Raw genomic sequence first — 20,315 nt, 5'->3', positions numbered from 1 at the left:
AACCTGGTTGGCATGGACCGGCAGCGATGCCGGGAAAAGAAGCGCGCGGCGGATCGTCAGGGCTTGGGACACTCGAACACGTGGTCGGCCTCGTTGATCGCACCCAACGCTACCCGCGACAGCGAGAATTGCAGGGCGCCCGCAGTTTCCAGCCGCATCGGCTGGGTCAGCTTCGTAAGATCGGCGCCCGCCGCGCCGAAGCACTTCAACGGCACTCCCAGCGTGGTCCATTGCTCTTTCGGCAACGCCGCCAGCGCATCGTGCAGAGGCAAGGTCGCAGCGCAGCCTTCGCCGCAGGCCACGCCCAGGTTCACCTCCGCTTGCGGCACCGTTTCCGCACGCAGGGTCAGCACCAGCATCACGTCGCCGTTGGATTCGCGCAGCACATCGAAGGGAGCATCGGCCACCAGGAACGCACTGGCCTTGCCGGTACCGGCCCAGGAGAAACGCAAGGCGTCTTCCTGCGCCTTGTGGTCCACCGCGGCGACACGCAGGCTGTTGTCGTGCAGCGCGGCGGGCAATGCGGCGACCTTGGTCGCATGGCCCTGCGCGTTTTCCAGACGCAGGCCCGTTCCCGGCGCGGCGCGCCCGCGGGCGAAGTAGACGCCAGCGACTTTCTGTTCGCCCGACAGTCCCGATACTTCCGGCAACGGCGCAAGATCGCCGTTGTCGGCATAGGTCAGGCCGTAGCCGAACGCGAACTGCGGCGAGTAATCCTTCTGCCCGACGTTATTGGCGAACTGGATGGCGGTGCGCGGCCAGGAGAAGCCCAGCTTGCCCTTGAAATCGTGCGCCGCTTTGCCCTGCGCATCGCGCAGGAGGACATCGGCGATACCGGCACCTTCCGATCCGGGCAGCCAGGCCGCCACGAACGCATCGGCGGCGTTGATCTCGCGATTCACCCACAAGGGCCGGCCGCTCAGGAACACCGCGACCACCGGAATGCCTTCGGCCTTCAGCCGCTTGATCAGCTGCAGATCGCTGTCGTCGCCGGGTTTGTAGGACAGATCGGGAATGTCGCCCTGGAATTCGGCGTAGGGATTTTCACCGAACACCACAATGGCGGCGTCGGGCTTCTTTTTGTATTTTCCGTCCACCGCCAATTCGGCGTTGCCGCCGGCGGCCTTCACCTGCGCCTGCAGGCCTTCCCAGATGGAATCGGCATTGGGGTAGTCCGCACGCGTGGTGCCCGTGCCCTGCCAGTTCAACGTCCAGCCGCCGGATTGCTTGCCGACATCGTTGGCGCCGTCGCCGGCCACCAGCAGAGTTTTGTGCGGATCCAGCGGCAGCACGCCGCCCTGGTTCTTCAGCAGCACCAGCGATTCGCGCACCGCCTGACGCGCCACTGCACGGTGCTCTGGCGCACCCAGCAATTCGAACTTGCCGCCCAGCGGCCGTTGCGAAGGCTTGCCGGCCTCGAACAGGCCAAGACGGAACTTCACCCGCAGAATGCGCCGTACCGCATCATCCAGCCGTTCCATCGGCAGCGTGCCGGCTTTCACCGCCGCCACTGCGGTTTCGTAGAAACCCTTCCAGCTATCGGGCGCCATCGCCATGTCCAGGCCGGCCAGAATCGTGGCGGGACAATTGTCGTTGGTGCAGCCTTTGACCTGACCGTGTCCGTTCCAGTCGCCCACCACGAAGCCGCCGAAATTCATTCGCCCTTTCAGCACTTCGGTCAGCAGATGCCGGTTACCGTGCATCTTCTCGCCGTTGACGCTGTTGAACGAGGCCATGACGGTCTGCGCACCGGCCGCGATGGCGGGCGGATAACCGGCGCCGTGGATACGCGCCAGTTCGGCTTCGTCGATCTTGGTATCGCCCTGGTCCTTGCCGCCGGTAGTGCCGCCGTCGCCCAGGAAATGCTTCACCGACACCATCACGTGCGAGCCATCCAGGAAGTCGGGCGCGCCCGCCTTTCCTTGCAGCCCTTCCACCATCCTGCCGGCGAAGCTGGCCACGACGTCGGGCGATTCCGAATAGCCTTCGTAGCTGCGTCCCCAGCGATCGTCCTGCGGCACCGCCACGGTCGGCGCGAACGCCCATTCCATGCCGGTGGTGCGCGTTTCCACCGCGGTGACCTTGCCGATCCGCTCCATCAGATCCGGATTGCGGGTCGCACCCAGGCCGATGTTGTGCGGGAACAGCGTCGCGCCGACGATGTTGCTCTGCCCGTGCACCGCATCGATGCCGAACAGGATCGGGATGGCCTTGCCGCCCTGCGATGTATCCATCGACGCTTCATAGAACGCATCGGCCAGCGCCAGCCATTGCGCGGGAGTGGCGTTGTATTTGCCGCCTGGGTCGGAATTGCCGCCGGCCAGCACCGAACCCAATCGATACTTGCGTACGTCGTCCGGCGTCAGGCTGGCGATGTCGCCCTGCACGATCTGGCCGACCTTTTCCTCCACCGTCATCTTCGCCATCAGCTCATCGATGCGCTTCTCGATAGCAGGATCTTCGGTCAGCGGCCAGGCGACTGCAGGCCATGACGAAGTGGTTTCGGCCGTGGCGGCGGCTGCGGGCGCTTTTTCGTCGCGACAGGCCGCGGCCGACAATGCCAATGCCACTGGAACGGCCAACAGCAAGCCCGTCCGTAGCACAGGACGGAAACGGGAAGGCTCAGCGAGTGCGTTCAATGTCGTGACTCCGTCATGCGTAGATAAGATCAAATGAAGGCCCGCCGTATCGGCGGGCCCTGCTCTGCTTCCAAACAGGGTAGACCGGCCGCGTGGAAATCGTTGCGCAACCGGTTCCCCCACCAATGGTCAGCCTTCCATCTGTTCCAGCTCCCGACCTTTGGTTTCGTACACGTACTTGAGTACGAAGAATACCGAGATCACCGCGGCCACGGTGTAGATACCGTAGGCACCAGCCAGACCGATGCCGGTCAGCAGGATCGGGAAAGTGACGGTGATGAGGAAGTTGGACGTCCACTGCGCCGCGCCCGCCACCGCCAGTCCGGAACCACGGATCTGGTTGGGGAACATCTCGCCCAGCATCACCCACATCACCGGACCCCAGGACATGTTGAAGAACACCACGTAGACGTTGGCCGCCACCAGCGCCAGCATGCCCATCGAGTCGGACATCGCCAGCTTGCCCTGCGCATCCAGCCCGGCGCTGGCGAAGGCGAAGGTCACCAGCGCCAGCGACACCGCCATGCCGGCCGAACCGATCCACAGCAACGGCTTGCGGCCGATCCGGTCGATCAGGATCAGCGCCAGCACGCACGCACCGATACTGAGCGCGCCGGACAGCACGTTGATCAGCAGCGCGTCGTTTTCCGAGAAGCCCACCGCCTGCCACAGCACCGCGCCGTAGTAGAACACCACGTTGATGCCGACCAGCTGCTGGAAGGTGGCCAGGCCGATGCCGATCCAGACGATCTTGCGCACTTTGCCCGTCGCCTTGTCGACCAGATCGGACAAGCGCGGACGATGGTGGTCGGCCGACAGCGAGCCCTCGATCTCGATCTGCTTGGTTTTGGCTTCCGCCGCGCCGTACAGGCGGGTCAGCACTTTCAACGCGTCTTCCTTGCGGCCCTTGACCACCAGGTAACGCGGGCTTTCGGGGATCAGCAACAACAGCAACAGGAAGATCAAAGACGGGATCGCCATCATCCAGAACATCCAGCGCCACGCCGCAAAGCCCAGCCACAGCGTTTCGGTGGAGGCGCCTGCGGTCTTGGCCAGCAGGTAGTTACTGAGGAAGGCGCAGAACAGTCCGCCGATGATGGCGATCTGCTGCACCGTCGCCAGCCGTCCGCGGTAGCGGGCCGAGGCCACTTCGGCGATATAGGCCGGCGACATCACGCTGGCCGCGCCGACCGCGAAACCGCCCAATACGCGCGCGATGATGAACACCAGCGACGTGTTGGCCATGCCCGCGCCCAGCGCCGAGAGCAGGAACAGCACCGCCGAGATGATCAGCACCGCCCGCCGTCCCCAGCGGTCGGCCAGGCGGCCGGCGAAGAAGGCGCCGACCGCGCAACCCAGCAGCATCGAAGCCACTTCGAAACCGGTTCCGGCCGAACTGGAGTGGAAAGTCTGCTTGAGCCCGTCGACAGTGCCGTTGATCACCCCGCTGTCGAAACCGAACAGGAAGCCGCCGATGGTGGCCACGCAACTGATCAGGATGATCAGCCGGGTGTTCTCGCCGCTGTCGGCGGATGCCTTGCTGAGGGGAATGCTGTTCATGGGCGGCCTTTGCTGAGTGCGGCTCGTATGGATTAGGAATCTACGGATCGGCGGCGGCAAGTATCAGCGCAACAGATACTGGTTCAACAGGTTCTCATAACGCTCCTGCTTGCCGCTGATCTGCTTGGGTTCGCCGTTGTTTGCGGCCAGCGTGCGCAGGTCGGCCAGGGCCAGCTTGCCCTGCTCGAAATCGCGGCCGGCACCGCTGTCGAAGCTGGAATAACGCTCGGCGCGCCACTGCTCCCACGGCGAATCGGTCAGCAGCGCATGCGCCACTTCCAGGCCGCGCGCGAAGCTGTCCATGCCGCCGATGTGGGCGAGGAAAAGGTCTTCCAGATCGGTCGATTCGCGACGGACCTTGGCGTCGAAGTTCAGGCCGCCTTCCAGCCCGCCCTGACGCAGCACCACCAGCATGGCGCCGACGGTGTCGTACAGGTCGGTCGGGAACTGGTCGGTATCCCAACCGTTCTGCGCATTGCCGCGGTTGGCGTCGATGCTGCCCAGCAGGCCGTGGTCGGAAGCCACCTGCAGGTCGTGTTCGAAGGTGTGCCCGGACAGCGTCGCGTGATTAGCTTCGATGTTGAGCTTGAAGTCTTTTTCCAGGCCATGCTGTTGCAGGAAGCCGGCTACCGTGGCGCTGTCGAAGTCGTACTGGTGCTTCATCGGCTCCATCGGTTTGGGCTCGATCAGGAAATTACCCTTCAGCCCGATGCTGCGGCCGTAGTCGCGGGCCATGGTCAGGAAGCGGGCGAAGTGTTCGACCTCACGTTTCATGTTGGTGTTGACCAGCGAGGCATAGCCTTCGCGGCCGCCCCAGAACACATAGTGCTCGCCACCCAGCTCGACGGTGGCTTCGAGCGCGGCCTTGACCTGCACGGCCGCGCGGGCGACCACAGCGAAGTCGGGGTTGGTCGAAGCGCCGTTCATGTAGCGCGGGTGCGAGAACAGATTGGCCGTGCCCCACAGCAGTTTCGTGCCGGTGGCTTCCTGGCGCGACTTGGCCAGGGCGACCATGTGCTTGAGGTTCTTCTCGTATTCGCCGATGTCTTCGGAATCGGGGGAAAGATCGATGTCGTGGAAGCACCAGTACGGCACGCCCAGCTTGCTGAAGAACTCGAACGCGGCGTCGATCTTGGCCTCGGCAGTAGCCAGCGGCGAGCCGGTTTCCCACGGAAATCGGCGCGTGCCGGGGCCGAAAGGATCGTGGCCGGCGTTGCAGAAGGTATGCCAGTAGCACACCGCAAAGCGCAGGTGCTCGGCCATGGTCTTGCCGCCGATGCGCTTGTTGGCGTCGTACACCTTGAAGGCGAGGGGGTTATCCGAATCGCGGCCTTCGAACGGGATGCGCCCGATGCCCGGGAAGAATTCTTTTGCGCCGGTGAAATAGAGATTGCTCATGGTCTGTCTTCCATTCTGTTGTGCGGGGGCGCGCTACGCCGGGTACAGCGTGCGCACGGCATCGAGGTGTTGCAGGAAACGCGCGTAGTGCGTCCGGTATTGGCCGACGCGCGCAGGGTCGGGCCGGGTGGAAAGCGATGGATCTACGGCGGCATGCTGTGCCACCAGGTCGTGCAGAGCGACGCCTTCTTTGCTTTGATGCAACTGGGACCACAACGCCTGCAGCGCAGCGCCGAACGCGGCGCCTTCGGTCTGTCGTGGCACTTCCACCGGCAGATCGAACACATCAGCGATCATCTGCCGCCAGGCGGCGCTCTTGCCGCCGCCGCCGGTCAGCACGATGGCTTCGAACTGCAGACCCGCCGCAGCGAATGCGTCGTAGCCATACTTCAAGGTGTAGGTCGCGCCTTCCATCGCCGCGCGGTAGCAGTTGGCGGGCGTGGCGTTGAGCGGATCCATGCCCAGCATCGCAGCGCGGGCATCGGGCAGGTTCGGCGTGCGTTCGCCGTTGAAGAAAGGCAACAAGGTCAGGCCGTCGGCGCCCGGACGGGTATCGCCGATCATGGCTTCGCCTTGGGCGACGCTGAAGCCGAACAAACGTGCGATGGTCTCGGTAGCGACCGTGCAGTTCATGGTGCAGATCAACGGCAGCCAGCCGCCGGAAGAAGAACAGAACGCGGCCCAGGCGCCGTTGGCATCCACCACCGGATGATCGGCGTAGGCGAACAGGGTTCCTGAAGTGCCCAGACTCATCGACAGCCGGCCCGGCACCACGCAGCCGGTACCGATGGCCGCCATCATGTTGTCACCGCCGCCGACCGCGATGCGAACTGCGTGCGGCAGCCCGAGCGCGTCGGCGATCGCGGGCAGGATCGCGAAGGTGGTGCCCAGTTCGATCAGCGGCGGCAAGCACGGCGAAAGATCGCGATCGGGATCGATGGCCGCCAGCAGTTCTTTCGACCATTGGCGCGTGCGCACATCCAGCCAGCCGGTGCCCGAGGCATCGCCGAGTTCGGTGAAGCGTTCGCCGGTGAGGTAGAAGTTGAGATAGTCGTGCGGCAGCAGGATGGTCGCCAGGTCGCGATAGACCTCGGGACGATGTCGGCGCGTCCACGGCAGCTTGGAAGCGGTATAACCGGGCAGGATGGGATTGCCCGCGATCTCGATGCAGCGCTGTTCTCCACCGAGCGCCTGCATGATCTGTCCGCACTCGCGCGCGCTGCTGGTATCGCACCACAGCTTGACCGGCGCCAGCACCTGGCCATCGCGACCCAGCGGCACGAAGCCATGCTGTTGCCCGGAGACGCCGATCGCGGCGATGGACGCGCGGACTGGCGCATCCAGTTGCGCGAAGCAAGCGTGCACGCCTTCGATCCACCACGAAGCCAGCTGCTCGCGGCTGCCGTCTTCGCCGCTGATCAGTTCGAGCGGCGCGCTGGTTGTGGCGACGACCTGCCTGGACTCCGCGTCGTAGACGAGCAGCTTGATGCTCTGGGTTCCCGCATCGATGCCGGCGTACAGGCTCATGCCGCCACCAGCTTGCCGTCTTGCAGGCGGATGCGTCGCGACTGGCCCGCTTCGAGTTCCATATCCAGACTCTGTTCTCCCAGCACCACGTTGTAACGGCCGCCGTGCACGCTGGTGAGCGTGGCCATGGCCAGACGGCCCGCTTTCCAAGACAGATCGACGCCCGCCGCGCCGCGCACCTTAAGACCACGCACGGATCCGGATTCCCACGCTTGCGGCAGCGCCGGCAGCAGGAAGATCGAACCGCCCCAGCTCTGCAGCAGCATCTCGGTGATGCCGGCGGTGCCGCCGAAGTTGCCGTCGATCTGGAACGGGGGATGGGCATCGAACAGATTCGGATAGGTCCGCTGCGGTGCCAACAGCATGCGCAGGATCTTCAGCGCGTGTTCGCCGTCGCCCAGCCGCGCCCACAGGTTCAAGCGCCAGCCGATGCCCCAGCCGGTGGCGTCGTCGCCGCGTATTTCAAGCGATCGTTTAGCGGCCGCGGCGAGTTTCGGCGTATCGCGCAGGTTGATCTGCCAGCTCGGATGCAATGCGTAAAGATGGGAGACGTGGCGGTGGTGGATCTCCGGCACCTGCATGTCCCAATCTTCGCGCCATTCCTGCAACTGGCCCGCATTGCCGACGCGATCGGCTGGCAGCTGTCCGCGCAATTGCTGCAACTGTTGTGCGAAACCGGCATCCACGCCCAGCAGGCCGGCAGCCTGGATGCACTGCGCGAACAGATCGCGCAGCAATTGCGAGTCCATTGCCGGTCCGGCGCAAAGCGAGGCGCCCTTCGGATGCACGTTCTCGGGCGACATCGATGGATTGGTGACCATCTCGCCGGTAGCGGGATCGCGCACCAGCGCGGCGGCGAAGAATTCGGCCGCACCCTTGAACAGCGGGTAGATCCTGCGCAGATAAGCTTCGTCGCGGCCGTAGTCCCAGCGGTCCCACAATTGCTGCAGCAGCCAGGCGCCGCCCATCGGCCACAAACCCCACTGCGCGCCGTCGATGGGACCAGTCTGCCGCCACAGGTCGGTGTTGTGGTGCACCACCCAGCCTGGCGCTCCGTACATTTCCCTGGCCCGGCGCGCGCCCTTTTCCGCCAGGTCGAACAGCATGCTCTCCAACGGCTCCACGCATTCGGGCAAGGCGTTGGCCTCGCTGGGCCAGTAGTTCATTTCCGTGTTGATGTTGATCGTGTATTTGCTTTCCCACGGCGGGTCCATCAAGTCGTTCCAGATGCCCTGCAGGTTGGCCGGCTGCGTACCGGGACGCGAACTGGAAATCAGCAGATACCGGCCGTACTGGTGATAGAGCGCGGCCAGCGCGGGATCGCCATCGTTGGCGAAGTGCTCGACACGTTCGTCGGTGGGCAGCTTCGCCGCTTCAGTACTTCCCAAATCGAGGGAGACGCGACGGAACAGGCGCTGGTGCTCGGCCACATGCGCTGCACGTAGCGCTTCGAAACCGCGCTGCTGCGCTGCCGCCAGCTGCCGGCGCGTGATCGCTTCGGGGTCGCCGCTGACGTCGTCGTAGCGGCGATAGCTGGTCGCGGCCGTGATCAGCAGCACTACCTCGTCCGCGCCTTCGATTTCGATGCGTTCGCCACGTACCTGCAGCGAGCCGCCACGGGGAATCGCACGCACCCGCGTCGCGAACTTCAGCTTGCCCTCGATGCCGTGCCGCGCCGGATTGCGGCCGCGCAGCAGCAGGGCGCCGTCTTCGGCCGACACTTCGCTCTGCTGATCGCTGTCCAGCGATACCCGCAGGTCGATGCCGCCGGGACGGTCGGTAGACAGGCGCATCACGATGCACTGATCGACCGGCGAGACGAAGGCTTCGCGCGTGTGCTCCGTCTTCCAGGTTCGGAACTGCGTGCGCGTGATCGCCGTATCCAGATCGAGTTCGCGACGATAGTCGGTGGTGTCCGGAATATCGCGGAAATCCAGCACCAGGTCGGCCAGCGGCTGATAGGGCATCTGCTTGAGCGGCCGCGCCATCATCCTGGCGTTGGCCAGGTCTTCGGCCTGGGCGTATTGGCCGGCGAAAATCAGCCGGCGCACTTCCGGCAATGCTTCCAGCGCGCCGGAAGTGTCGGCTTCGTACGGGCCGCCCGCATACAGCGTGTCTTCGTTGAGCTGCAGGCGTTCGTGTTCGATGCCTCCCCACACCATCGCACCGAGGCGCCCGTTTCCCAACGGCAACGCCTCCACCCATCGCGTCGCCGGCCGCCGGTACCAGAGCTTGAGCGCATCGCCGTCGGCGGTGGCGCTCGCAGCCGCGTGCACGACTGCGGACGGTGCCAGGCCAGCGATCGCAAGGCCTGCGCCCATTCCCTTGAACAATTCGCGGCGGGTCAGATCGACGCTCATATCAGTTCGTCTTGGCCGCCTTCACCGTGATCGCCTTGCCGTCGTACTGCACGGTGGTATCGGCGGCCGGTTCCAGTGCGCCGGCGTCGGCGCGCGGACCGCTGATCCAGCGCACGCGCACTTCACGCTTGGCCTGCATGCCGGGGAACGTACCCTGGCGCGCACCGATGCTCAGTTCACCGCTCTTCTCATTCCATTTCAGCGGAATGCGGCTGAACTCGCCCTTCTCGTAGCCGTAGCCCTTGCCATCGTCTTCGTACAGCGAGAATTCGCCGTCGGCGCCCGTATAGACCACCACGGTCAGCGGCGCGTCCTTCTTCTCGTCCACGTATTGCTGCACCGGACCGGTCGGCACGATCGCACCGGCACGCACGAACAACGGCATGCGCTCCAGCGGCGCGGCGGCCTGCAGGGTTTGTCCGCCCTCGTGGCGCTGGCCGCTGTAGAAGTCGTACCAGGCGCTGCCGGCCGGCAGATAGACCGGGCGCTGCGTAGCCTTGAACGCGGTCACCGGAGCCACCAGGAATGCCGGCCCGAACAGATACTGGTCGTTGATGTCGCGGACCTTGGCGTCGCCCGGGAATTCCATCGCCAGGCTGCGCATCATGCTGCCGTCGCGATGATAGGTATCGCCGGCCAGCGTGTAGACGTAGGGTAGCAACGTGTAGCGCAGACGGTTGTAGTAGGCCATGCTGGCGTAGTACGGCGTGCCTTCCGGCGCGATGTTCCAGATCTCGCGGTACGGGAACTGGCCGTGCGAGCGGAACAGTGGCACGAACGCGCCGAACTGGTACCAGCGGGTGTTGAGCTCGCGCCATTCCGGCAGATGCGCCGGGTCCTGGCGCTCGTAGCGCTTCTCCACCGCGAAGCCGCCGATATCGAAGGTCCAGTTCGGCAGGCCCGACATCGACAGATTGACGCCAGCGGAAATCTGATCGCGCATGTCGTCCCAGCGCGAAACGATATCGCCGCTCCATACCGCCACCGCATTGCGCTGGGTGCCGGCATAGCCTTTGCGCGACAGGATGAACACGCGCTTGTCCGGATCGGCCGCACGGTCGCCGCGGTATACGCCCTGGGTGTGCGGCAGCGGGTAGGAATTGAAGAACTCGGTGGACGGGCCCACCGCGGTCGGCGTGGTGCGCGCCTTGCGCTCGCCGACATCGAGGTTGGAATGCAGGTCAGGCTCGTCCGCGTCCAGCCACCAGGCGTCGAAGCCCTTGCTGTTGAGCTTCTCGTTGATCTGCCGCCAGTAGATGGCCTGCGCCTTCTCCGAATACGGATCGTAGAACGAGTTCAAATAGCCCGCGCCGATCCAGTCCTTCTCGCCCACTTCCACATTGCGCTTGTACATGAAACCGGCGGCATCCAGTTCCTTGTAGTTGGCGGTGGTGGGATAGAACTTGGGCCATACCGAAATCATGATCTGCGCGTGCAGATCGTGGACCTGCTTGACCATGCCGTCGGGATCGGGGAAATGCGTCTTGTCGAAATCGTGCGAACCCCAGGCGTCTTCCGGCCAGTACGACCAGTCCAGCACGATGTTGTCGATGGGCAGCTGGCGCTTGCGGTATTCGGCCAGCGCGCCGACCAGTTCGTCCTGCGTCTTGTAGCGCTCGCGGCTCTGCCAGAATCCGTAGGCCCATTTCGGCAGCAGCACCGCTTTGCCGGTCAGTTCGCGATAGCCTGCGATGACCTGATCGGCAGAGTCGCCGGCGACGAAGTAGTAATCGATCATCTGTCCGGCTTCGGACCACAGCGACAGGTTCTTGGCTTCGGCGGCGGGCAACGGATCGCGATGCAGCAATGCGATGTAGCTGGGGTCGATCAGTTTCCACTCGATCTTCAGCTTGTGGCGCTGGCCCGGCTGCAGTTCCAGCGCGAATTCGTGGTGCCACGGATTCCAGTTCTGGCGCCAGCGGTCGATCACTGGCTTGTCGTCGATCCAGAGCTTGGCGTACTCGCTGGAGTACAGCGAGAACGTATGGCGTCCTGGGCTGAGCGCTTCGATCTCGCCCTCCCAAGTCACCTGCATGGGCTGGTCCTTGCTCTTGGCTTCGGCCGGGAAGTTGGCCAGGTCCTTGATGTACTGGTAGTTCACCTCGGATTCGCGGCGCTCGACTTTCTGCACGCCGCCGACCGAGTAGCGCGCGGTCAGCGCGCCTTCTTCGCCCTTGGCGTCGTACAGTTTCAGGCTCTTGGGCAACGGCTGCAGGCCGCGCGGGTCGCCCATGCGGGTGATGGCGTTGTTGTCCCATAGCAGGCCGTAGTTGCGGCTGGACACCAGGAAAGGCACCGCCATGTCCACGTTGTGCTGCAGCAGTTCGACATCGTGGCCTTTCTGGTTCATCCAGCCTTGCTGATGCTGGCCGAAGCCGTAGATGGCTTCGTCATCGGGCGATTCGAAACGCTGGCGGACGCTGAGGTAGGGCTTGCCTTCCACTTCCAGCGGGGAAAAACTCCTGCCGCCTTCGACCTCGCTCAGTACCGGCTTGCCCTGCTTGTCCAGGAAGCTGACCCGGCCGCTCTGCAGCGAAACCTCGGCGGTTACTTTGTCGGTAGTCAGGCGCAGCTTGCCGTCGGCGCTATCGACGTCGAACTTGGCAGCCGGTGTTGTGGCCTCGACCCGCATCAGGCTGGGACTGCGCTTGAAATCGCCATCGGGATCGGCACTGACCCGGATGATGCCGGCATCCACCACCTGCAGGCGCACCGCCGCGGCGCCTTTATCCAAGGGACGCACGATGACGCCGTTGTCGGTCTTCTCATACGCCTGGCCGGCTTTGCCGCCGCAAGCGGCCAGCAAGACCAGCAACGGCAGGCTCAGCCCCATTAAATTACGCATTTTCCGCTCCTCCCTTTCGATTCGTGTGGGACGGGCCAGACCCGCCGCTACGGATTCCGGCAACGATCGCCGAACGCCGTCGATACCTTGCAATTCAGTACGTCGCCAGCTTCACCTTCAGCAGCTGATCGGCGCTGGAAAAATTCAGCCCATAATCGGTCTGGTCGCCGTTCCAGACGCGCTGGAACTTCCATTGGTTGTTTTCGTAAGTACCTTCCTCGACGCGGTCGTAGATCTGCCGTGCGGCGACGGCGGGATCGACAGCGACGATGTTCACCCGTGCGTGATAGGCGGTGACCAGGAATTCGTCGGTACCGGTTTCTGCGATCAATGCCGCGCCCACCGGCTCCGGATTGCCAGGCGCTTCGCCCTGGAACCAGAACTGCGGCACGCCATAGGTGATCACCGCATTCCAGCGGTCGTTGAGCTTGATCGTCTGCACGGGCTGGCCGGCCTGTTCGGCGACGCCATGCACCTTGCCTTCGAAGCTCAGCTTGGCCAGCACCCGTGCGGCCGGCCGCACCAGACGATAGTTCAGCGCGAACGGCTCCAGCGATTCGGGCGACATGCGCTTGGCCCCCAGCGGCCAGTTGGAATAGCGCGTGTAGTCGATGCCGAACGGCGACCAGCCGATGGCCTGCTGGCCCAATGCCGCGAAGAAATAGCGCGCGAACATCGTGTCGTTGCCGGTTTCGGCCACCAGCAAGGCGTTGTCGGGGCGCGAATAGCGGTCCAGCACGGTGGTGTACTTGTCGTACTCGCGCATGTAGATGTCCGGCGCCAGCAGGTCTATGTTGGGCGCGGCCGCCTTGTAGATCTCCAGTACGTTGTCGGTGGGACCGCCGCTCTCGTACTGCCCGGGCAGGCCGGGCGTGAACGGATCGCGCAATGCCGCGTTCACGTACATCGGCAACGGATACTCGGCCTTGCCCGCCGCGGCGACTTGATCGATGTAGTGCGCCACATGCCAGGCATGGAAGAACTCGTCTGCGTCGTTGCCGAACGCCTGCTTCCAGTTGCCGGGCTGCTTGCCCATCTTCTTGATCAGCGTTTCCGGCACCGGCCCATCGAACGCCTTCTGCGCCAGCGGCGAAAAATCGCGCGGCGCGCCGTAGGTGCCGGGTTCGTTCTCCGGCTGCACCATGATGACGGTGCGCTGCGGATCGGCCTGCTTCAGATGGCGCATCAACTGCACGAAGGCTTTCTTGTCGGCTTCCAGCGTCTCGGCGGCCAGCGGCGACAGGGAGTTAAGCGTCCTGCCGTCGGCAGTGACGACGCGCGGGAAGCGCTTGTTGTCCAGCTTCACCCAGGCCGGCGCGTAGTTGGGTCCGTTGTTCTTCCAGGTCGCGAACCACAGCAGCACCAGCCGCACGTCGTGCTCGCGCGCCTGCGCCAGCAAGGTGTCGAGGAAGGAGAAATCGAACTTGCCTTCCTGCGGCTCGACCTGCTCCCAGGCGATCGGCACCATCACCGTATTGGGCTTCAGCACTTCGATGGCGGGCCACACTTTTTCGAGTGCGGCCGGATAGTTGCTGGAGTTGTTCACCTGCGCGCCCAGCAGCAGAAAGGGCTCGCCGTCTACCAGCAACGCATGGCGGCCGTTCTCGCTCACCAGTTTCGGGATCGGCGCTTCGGCGCTCTGCGCCTTCGGCTTGGATTCGCTTCTGGTTTCGGCCGGCGCCGCACCCACAGGCGCCTCGGACGGCTTGCACGCCACCAGCAACGCGAACAGCGCCAATACCGTTGCCGATCGCAGCAGGCGGGCAGAGGCAACGACGGTCGGGATTCGTATCGTCATCCGGTGGTTCTCCTTGATTACCAGCTATCGCTGCGGAAAGGCGATGCAGGCAAGCTATCGCGGTTGATCAGATCGGCTTGTTCGGGGTTGTCGCTCCATGCATAGCGCACTGCCTGCGGTTGTGCGACCGCATCGCTGGTCACCACGACGGCGTCGCCGCGGAGAACGGCGCGCGCCGGATGGAAGCGGCGGTCGGCGCCGGCCAGTTCGAAACCATGCACTTCATCGCCTCCGCCGCGCACCGCCAACGCAGTGGTGGATGGACCGAACTCCACCCTGGCCTCGCGCCCTTTGAACTTGGCTGCGCGATAAACCGGGCCGGAATACACCAGCGATTCGCCATAAGCCACATGGCGCGCGGCCAGCGCCAGACGGCGGCCGACTTCCTGCTTGTTCAGCGGATGGATGTCGTTCGGATCGCCGATATCGATGGCCACCGCTTGCGCGGTAGCCGGCAGAGCCAGCGTGTGCGACTGCGATTCGCGCAGCAGCGCCCACGGACTGCCGGCACCGGCGCTTTGGCCGGGAACATCCGCACCGGAGATGAAATTGGCCAGCTGCACCCACAGGAACGGCATGGCCGGCTGTTTCCAGTCGCTGCGCCATTGCCCGATCATGGCGGCGAACTGGTCGCGGTAACGGTAAGCGTCGGCCGCGGTCGCGTTGGCTTCGCCCTGGTACCAGATTACCCCGCGCACCGGATACGGCCGCAGCGGGCGGATCATCTGGTTGTACAGCAGCGCGGGATACTGGTTCTTGTCGTCGATCATCGCCACCGACACCTGCGCCGGCCGGAATTTCCACTCGCCGTCCAACGGCCGCTTGGCCGCGCCTTGCGGCTGCACGAACACTTCGCCGGCGGCGCCATGGATGCCGCCGCCGCCGCCGAAATCCTGCACTCGCACCGCAACCTTGTTGACACCCGCGTGCAGCGCCTGCGGTGGCACTGAGTACTGGCGCGGCAGGTTGTACTGCATGCGCGTTTCGCCCACCTGCTGACCATTGACCCAGGTGATGTCGGAATCGTCGATGCGGCCGACGCCCAGCACGACGCCCGCCTTGGCTTCGGCATCGCTCAGAGTGAAGCTGGCGCGATACCACGCCTCCCCATCCATGCCGTTGTAGCCGCCGCCTTCCCACAAACCCGGCACCGCAATGCGGTCCCAGTCGCGGTCGTCGAAACCGGCCTGGTTCCACCGCGAGGTATCGACCCCCTTCTGCGGCCAGCGCGCCAGGCGTGCATGGGTCTCGGCCACTGCGGCTTGATCGCGCGCCTGCGCTTCACTGGCCTGCCGCACGACTGCCTGCGCATCCAGTCCCTGGGTAGCGGCATCGGTCCAGGCCTCGATGCGGCTGCCGCCCCAGGTACTGTCGATGATGCCGATGGGTACGCCCGTCTTCGCCCGCAGGTCGCGCGCGAAGAAATACCCGACCGCCGAAAACGCGCCCACCGTTTGCGGCGATGCCGCCTGCCATTGGCCGCCGGTCAAGCGCGCTTCCGGTTGGCCCGACCACGACTTGGGTACTTTGAAATGGCGGATGCGATTGTCGCCGGCGCTTGCGATTTCCCGCTGCGCGTCCTTGGCCTGCGCAACCGGCCACTCCATGTTCGACTGGCCCGAAGCCAGCCACACGTCGCCGACCAGCACATCGTGCACGGTAGTAGCGTCGCCGCCGTTTTCGCTGATCTTAAGCAGATAAGGTCCGCCCGCTGCGTGCGCGGGCAGTTCGACCCGCCACGCGCCATCGCTGGAAGCCGTGGCTTCCGCGCTGCGGCCGTCGAACGCGACTTCGATCTTCGCGCCCGGCGCCGCCCAGCCCCAGACCGGCAACGGCTGGTCGCGCTGCAGCACGGCGCCATCGGAAAACATCAGCGGCAGCGCGATCTTCGCCTGCACGGGCTGCGCCGCCAGCAACATCAGTCCCAGTCCGATAAAAAGAGTGCGTCTCACCGTCCAACCTCCGCGTAATAGTCGTGGATCACCTGCCAGGCCAGCTTGCGCTCGCCGCGTTCGGACAATAGCCCCTTGCGGTTATAGCCGGACTGGAACGGATGCATCCGTACCGGCGAGCGGAAGTCCATCATCACCCAGGGCGCCGTGCCGCGCAGGAACGGAATACGCGCCAGCATGCGCAGCTGTTTTCGATAGAACTCGGCCTGGAATTCCTCGTTCCAGGCGCTGGCCACATCGGCCGCGCCGTGATGGCCGTAGCGCGCCTCGGCGCCGAATTCGGTGATCAGCAGCGGCTTGCCGAACGGCTTCCACACTGCTTGCTCGGGTTCGACCGGCCAGGGCGTGTACCAGCCGAAGTATTCGTTGATGCCGACCACATCGAGCGATGCGACCAACGGATCGGCGACGGTCAATGTGCCACTGTTGAAACCGGGTCCATAGAACGCCGCGCTGACCAGCCGCGTGGGATCCAACCGGCGCGCCTGTTGCGCCAGCGTGGAGAGCGCCGCATTGCGCGCAGGGCCGGGCGAAGTCTCATTGGCGATGCCCCATACGATGACCGCGGCACGGTTGCGGTCGCGGCCGATCATCTCCGCCAGCATCGCCTCGAGCTTGTCCTGCATGCCGGCGGCGGCGAAGTCGATGCCCTGGTAGACCGGGATCTCCTGCCACAGCAGCAGGCCCATGCGATCGGCCAAGCGCACCAGGTGTTCGCTGTGCGGGTAGTGCGCCAGACGCACGAAATTGGCGCCCAGCTGTTTGGCCTGCTCCAGCATGCGCTGCGCATCGGCTTCGGAATGCGCGCGGCGGCCGTCGATTTCTTCGTGGAAATTGACGCCGCGCAGGAACAGCGGCTCGCCGTTGAGCAGCAGCGCGTCGCCGCGCACGGCGATGTTGCGGAAACCTATGTCTTCCTGCAGCGACTCTTGCGGCGTGGAGACCTCCACGCGGTACAGCTTGGGTTTCGCAGGCGACCACAATGCGAACGGCGCCTCGAAGCGCAGCGGCGCGCGACCGTCGGCGCCGGCCTGGGTGCGCACGTCCACGCCCAGTTCCGGAATGCGCACGCGCACCGGCTGCCGCGGCGCCGTGCCGGCCAGTTGCACCCAGCCGTCTACCCGTCGCAACGAATCCGGCGCAAGCTGCAGGGAATAATCCTGGATATAGGTCACCGGCGTTTCGACCAGATCCACGTCGCGGGTCAACCCGCCATAGTTGAACCAGTCGAAGCCCTGCGCCGGAATGCCGTCCTTGCGGCGTTCGTTGTTGACATGCACCAGCAGGCGGTTCTCGCCGTCCTTCAACCGCCCGGTCAGTTCGAACTGGAACGGCGTGAACCCGCCTTCGTGGCTGCCGAGCTTCTCGCCGTTGAGAAACACGTCGGTGCGGTAATTGGCGGCGCCGAAGTGGACGAACAGCCGCCGTCCATTGCCGTGGGCAGCATCGTATTCGAACGCCTTGCGATACCACACCGAACCTTCCAGCCAGGTCAGCTCCGGCCGCTGCGTATTGAAATCGCCCGGCACTTCCAGGGTAACGCTGTCGTCGAATCCGTATTCGAAGAACTGGGTCTTGCCTGTCGCGGTACGGTCTTTCCAGACCGCCTTCCAGTCGCCGATGCCGTCGGCGTACCCGTCCACCAGCGCCTGCCATTTGCCGTTGAGGCTGCGCCGTTGGCGACCCGGCAAGTTGGTCAACGGTGTGGAGGCAGGCTCAGCAATCGGCGTGGGCACCGGCGCATCGGACACGCGCTCCTGTGGACGCGGCGTGTATCCCTGCGCATTCGCCAGCAACGGCGCGCAGGCCAATGGCGAGCACGCCAGCAACGCGACAGCGAGTCGGCGCAGCGAGCTCATGCTGATGGAGCATTCAGCGCGGATCGCCATACACGATTCCCCGTCCGCCGGTAGCGAAATACACCCGCCCATACAGGCGTGGATCGCCGGTGACGCGATATATCTTGCCGTAGCGGTGCGCGTCGTCGTCGATGCGGGTCCAGCGCCGGCCGTCGTCGTCGGAACGGTACAGGCCGGTCTTGCCGGCGATCTGCCCGAACAGGTACAGCGCCGGCGTGTCGCTGCCTTCCTTCGGTTTGCCCAACCCCAGCGAATGCGCGTTCTCCACGCCGGGCAACCGTTCCAGCTTGCCCGAGGACCAGCGCAGCAGTCCGCGCCAGGAGGCGGTGAGATAGACCACGCCGCTGTGCAGCGGATCGGGATGCACTTCGGGATGGAACCAATCGCCGAATTCGCCCACCACGCCCTGGGCCTCTTTGAATTCCACGCCGCCGTTGCCGCTGACGTACAGCTTGCCGGTGAGGCCGTCGAATCCGTAATAGATGCCTTCGTCCACCCGGTCGGCCTCGATCACCGTGGTATCGGGCACGCCTTTGACCTTCTGCCAGTGCTTGCCGAAATCGGCGGTGATCCATGCCCCCGATTTCAACGGCGTCCAGATCACGCGCTTGCCGTCGGCGGCGATGGTGATATGTCCGGCGCCCTCGCCCTGCGGCGGTTCGCTGGCGAACAGTTCCCAACTCTTGCCGCCATCCAGCGAATACGCCGCGCGCACTTCGTTGTTGTTGCGATCGCGCACCGTACCGCTGCGGACCACGGTCAACGGCACCTGGCCGGCGTAGGCGATGCTTTCGCCATTGGTCAAACGAGGACCGGAGAACTGCAAGGGCGGCACGGCCAAGTCATCGTGGCGGAAGCCGTCGATATCGCCCACCGCACTGAGCAGGTGCGCGCCTTCCGGCGGGCTGATCAGATCCAGCGGCACGGTTTCTTCCAGGTTGGTGTTCTTGAACCACCACTTCACTTTCGACTTGCCGTCGTCGAACGCAGTCAGGTTGCGCGAGGCCCAGATGCCGTAGCCGGTCACGAACATCGCTTCGTCGCTGTCGAACGGATTGATCTCGATGTCGGCCATCCAGTGCGGTGTGTGATCCGCCGTCCAGCGCGACACGCTGTGGTCGAAATCCGAACGCGCGAACAGCGGCTGCCAAGTGACGCCGCCATCGGTGCTGCGGAAGATGTCGTCGTGCGGCCCGTAGCGGGTGAATGTGCTGGCCAGCAGTACCTGAGGATTCTGCGGATCCACTGTTACCGCGCCCCAACCGAAACCGTCTTTCTCGGTATCGGTGGATTGCGGTACCGGCGTGATGTCGGTCCAGGCGCCGGTGGCGGGAACGTACTTCCACACCGCGCCGTCGCTCATCTTGTCCGGGCCCGGCAAGTCGGCATAGCTCAAGTAGTAGGTACCATCGCTGCCGCGGGCCATGTGGTTGGGACGCAATCCGACCGGCTGCCCTTCCACCGCTTGCCAGCTGCGGCCGGCGTCGTCGGAGACATAGAGGCTCGTTTCCTGCGTGGAGACGCCCGCGTAGATACGCGGCGTCGAGTGGCCGGCACGGCCGCTGCCGGCATCGAACTCGACGAACACGATGCCTATCTGCTGGACGCGATTCCAGCCCTGCGCGCTGGCCGCGGGCGAGGTGGCGATGGCGGGAAAGCTCTCCACCTTCGACCAGCGCGAGCCATGGTCTTCGCTGCGCCACAAACCATCGCGGCGGGTGCCGAACAGCAGCACTCGGCCGTCGTTGGGATCCACCGCCAACCGCTCGCCGTTGCCACGCGACAATTCGTTGCCGCCCAGCTTGAACGGCAAGTCGGTACGCAGGAACGTGCGGCCACGATCCTGCGAACGCAGGATGGCGCCATTGCCGACCTTCGGATTAGTGTAGGTACCCGCCGCCAGATAGACGCGCTCGGAGTCGGAGGGATCGATAGCCAAGCTTTCGATACCGGTCAGATTGACGTCCTCGACGCCGATCCAATCGGTCAGCGCCACCCAGCGCTTTCCCGCCATGTCCCAGCGGTAGGCGCCGCCGACATCGGTGCGCGCATAGGCCAATCCCTTCTCGGCGGGATGGAACGACAGTCCGGTGACGAAGCCGCCGCCGCCGATGGCCACATTGTTCCAGCGGTAAGCGACTTCAGCGGCCGGCGAACCCTGCGCTATATCCGAGCAGGCGAACAGGCCCGCAAACAGTGGGCCCGCGAAGAACGCCAACCATCGCAAGGCCGTGCTCTTCTGCGGTGCCGCCTGTGCAGGCCGATTACGGATTGCATGCATCGGGAAACGACCTCCAGAGAACGGGCGACGCGCGAATGGAACAGCTTGGTGACTATGGACTCCGATAATCCCGCCCCACGCGGGGAGGCGTGGGGC

General features: G+C 64.8%; 10 protein-coding genes. All 10 read right to left on the bottom strand.

The window, feature by feature from the left end; translation table 11 throughout:
* Positions 1-56 precede the first annotated feature (56 nt).
* The gene (locus BLR66_RS17065; protein ID WP_255402768.1) at positions 57-2,588 is read right to left on the bottom strand and encodes a glycoside hydrolase family 3 protein; all 2,532 of its coding nucleotides are present in this window, start codon (positions 2,586-2,588) and stop codon (positions 57-59) included.
* A gap of 180 nt (positions 2,589-2,768) precedes the next feature.
* Entirely contained in the window at positions 2,769-4,199 is a 1,431-nt protein-coding gene (locus BLR66_RS17060) for a sugar porter family MFS transporter (RefSeq protein ID WP_093289778.1), read from the bottom strand.
* 63 nt (positions 4,200-4,262) lie between these two features.
* A complete protein-coding gene (gene xylA, locus BLR66_RS17055; protein WP_093289777.1) occupies positions 4,263-5,597 on the bottom strand; it encodes a xylose isomerase in 1,335 nt (444 codons plus the stop codon).
* 33 nt (positions 5,598-5,630) lie between these two features.
* On the bottom strand, positions 5,631-7,124 hold the full coding sequence (gene xylB / locus BLR66_RS17050; RefSeq protein ID WP_093289776.1) for a xylulokinase: 1,494 nt from the start codon (positions 7,122-7,124) through the stop codon (positions 5,631-5,633).
* On the bottom strand, positions 7,121-9,484 hold the full coding sequence (locus BLR66_RS17045; protein ID WP_093289775.1) for a glycoside hydrolase family 95 protein: 2,364 nt from the start codon (positions 9,482-9,484) through the stop codon (positions 7,121-7,123). The genes xylB and BLR66_RS17045 overlap by 4 nt, the downstream gene beginning before the upstream one ends.
* 1 nt (position 9,485) lies before the next feature.
* Positions 9,486-12,329, bottom strand: a complete 2,844-nt coding sequence (locus tag BLR66_RS17040; protein ID WP_093289774.1) for a TIM-barrel domain-containing protein — start codon at positions 12,327-12,329, stop codon at positions 9,486-9,488.
* 94 nt (positions 12,330-12,423) lie between these two features.
* Positions 12,424-14,127 carry a DUF5597 domain-containing protein gene (locus BLR66_RS17035; RefSeq protein ID WP_093289773.1) on the bottom strand — a complete coding sequence of 568 codons (1,704 nt, stop codon included), beginning with the start codon at positions 14,125-14,127 and terminating at the stop codon, positions 12,424-12,426.
* 17 nt (positions 14,128-14,144) lie between these two features.
* Entirely contained in the window at positions 14,145-16,046 is a 1,902-nt protein-coding gene (locus BLR66_RS17030) for a sialate O-acetylesterase (protein WP_093289772.1), read from the bottom strand.
* 29 nt (positions 16,047-16,075) lie between these two features.
* Positions 16,076-17,968 (bottom strand): glycoside hydrolase family 2 protein, encoded by a 1,893-nt coding sequence (locus BLR66_RS17025; protein ID WP_218119667.1) that lies wholly within the window; start codon positions 17,966-17,968, stop codon positions 16,076-16,078.
* Positions 17,952-20,219, bottom strand: a complete 2,268-nt coding sequence (locus BLR66_RS17020; RefSeq protein ID WP_143014692.1) for an exo-alpha-sialidase — start codon at positions 20,217-20,219, stop codon at positions 17,952-17,954. The genes BLR66_RS17025 and BLR66_RS17020 overlap by 17 nt, the downstream gene beginning before the upstream one ends.
* Positions 20,220-20,315: the final 96 nt, after the last annotated feature.

Source organism: Pseudoxanthomonas sp. CF125 (genome assembly GCF_900104085.1).
In the GTDB taxonomy this organism is placed as follows: Bacteria; Pseudomonadota; Gammaproteobacteria; order Xanthomonadales; family Xanthomonadaceae; genus Pseudoxanthomonas_A.
This window is presented reverse-complemented; position numbering and strand designations above follow the sequence as displayed.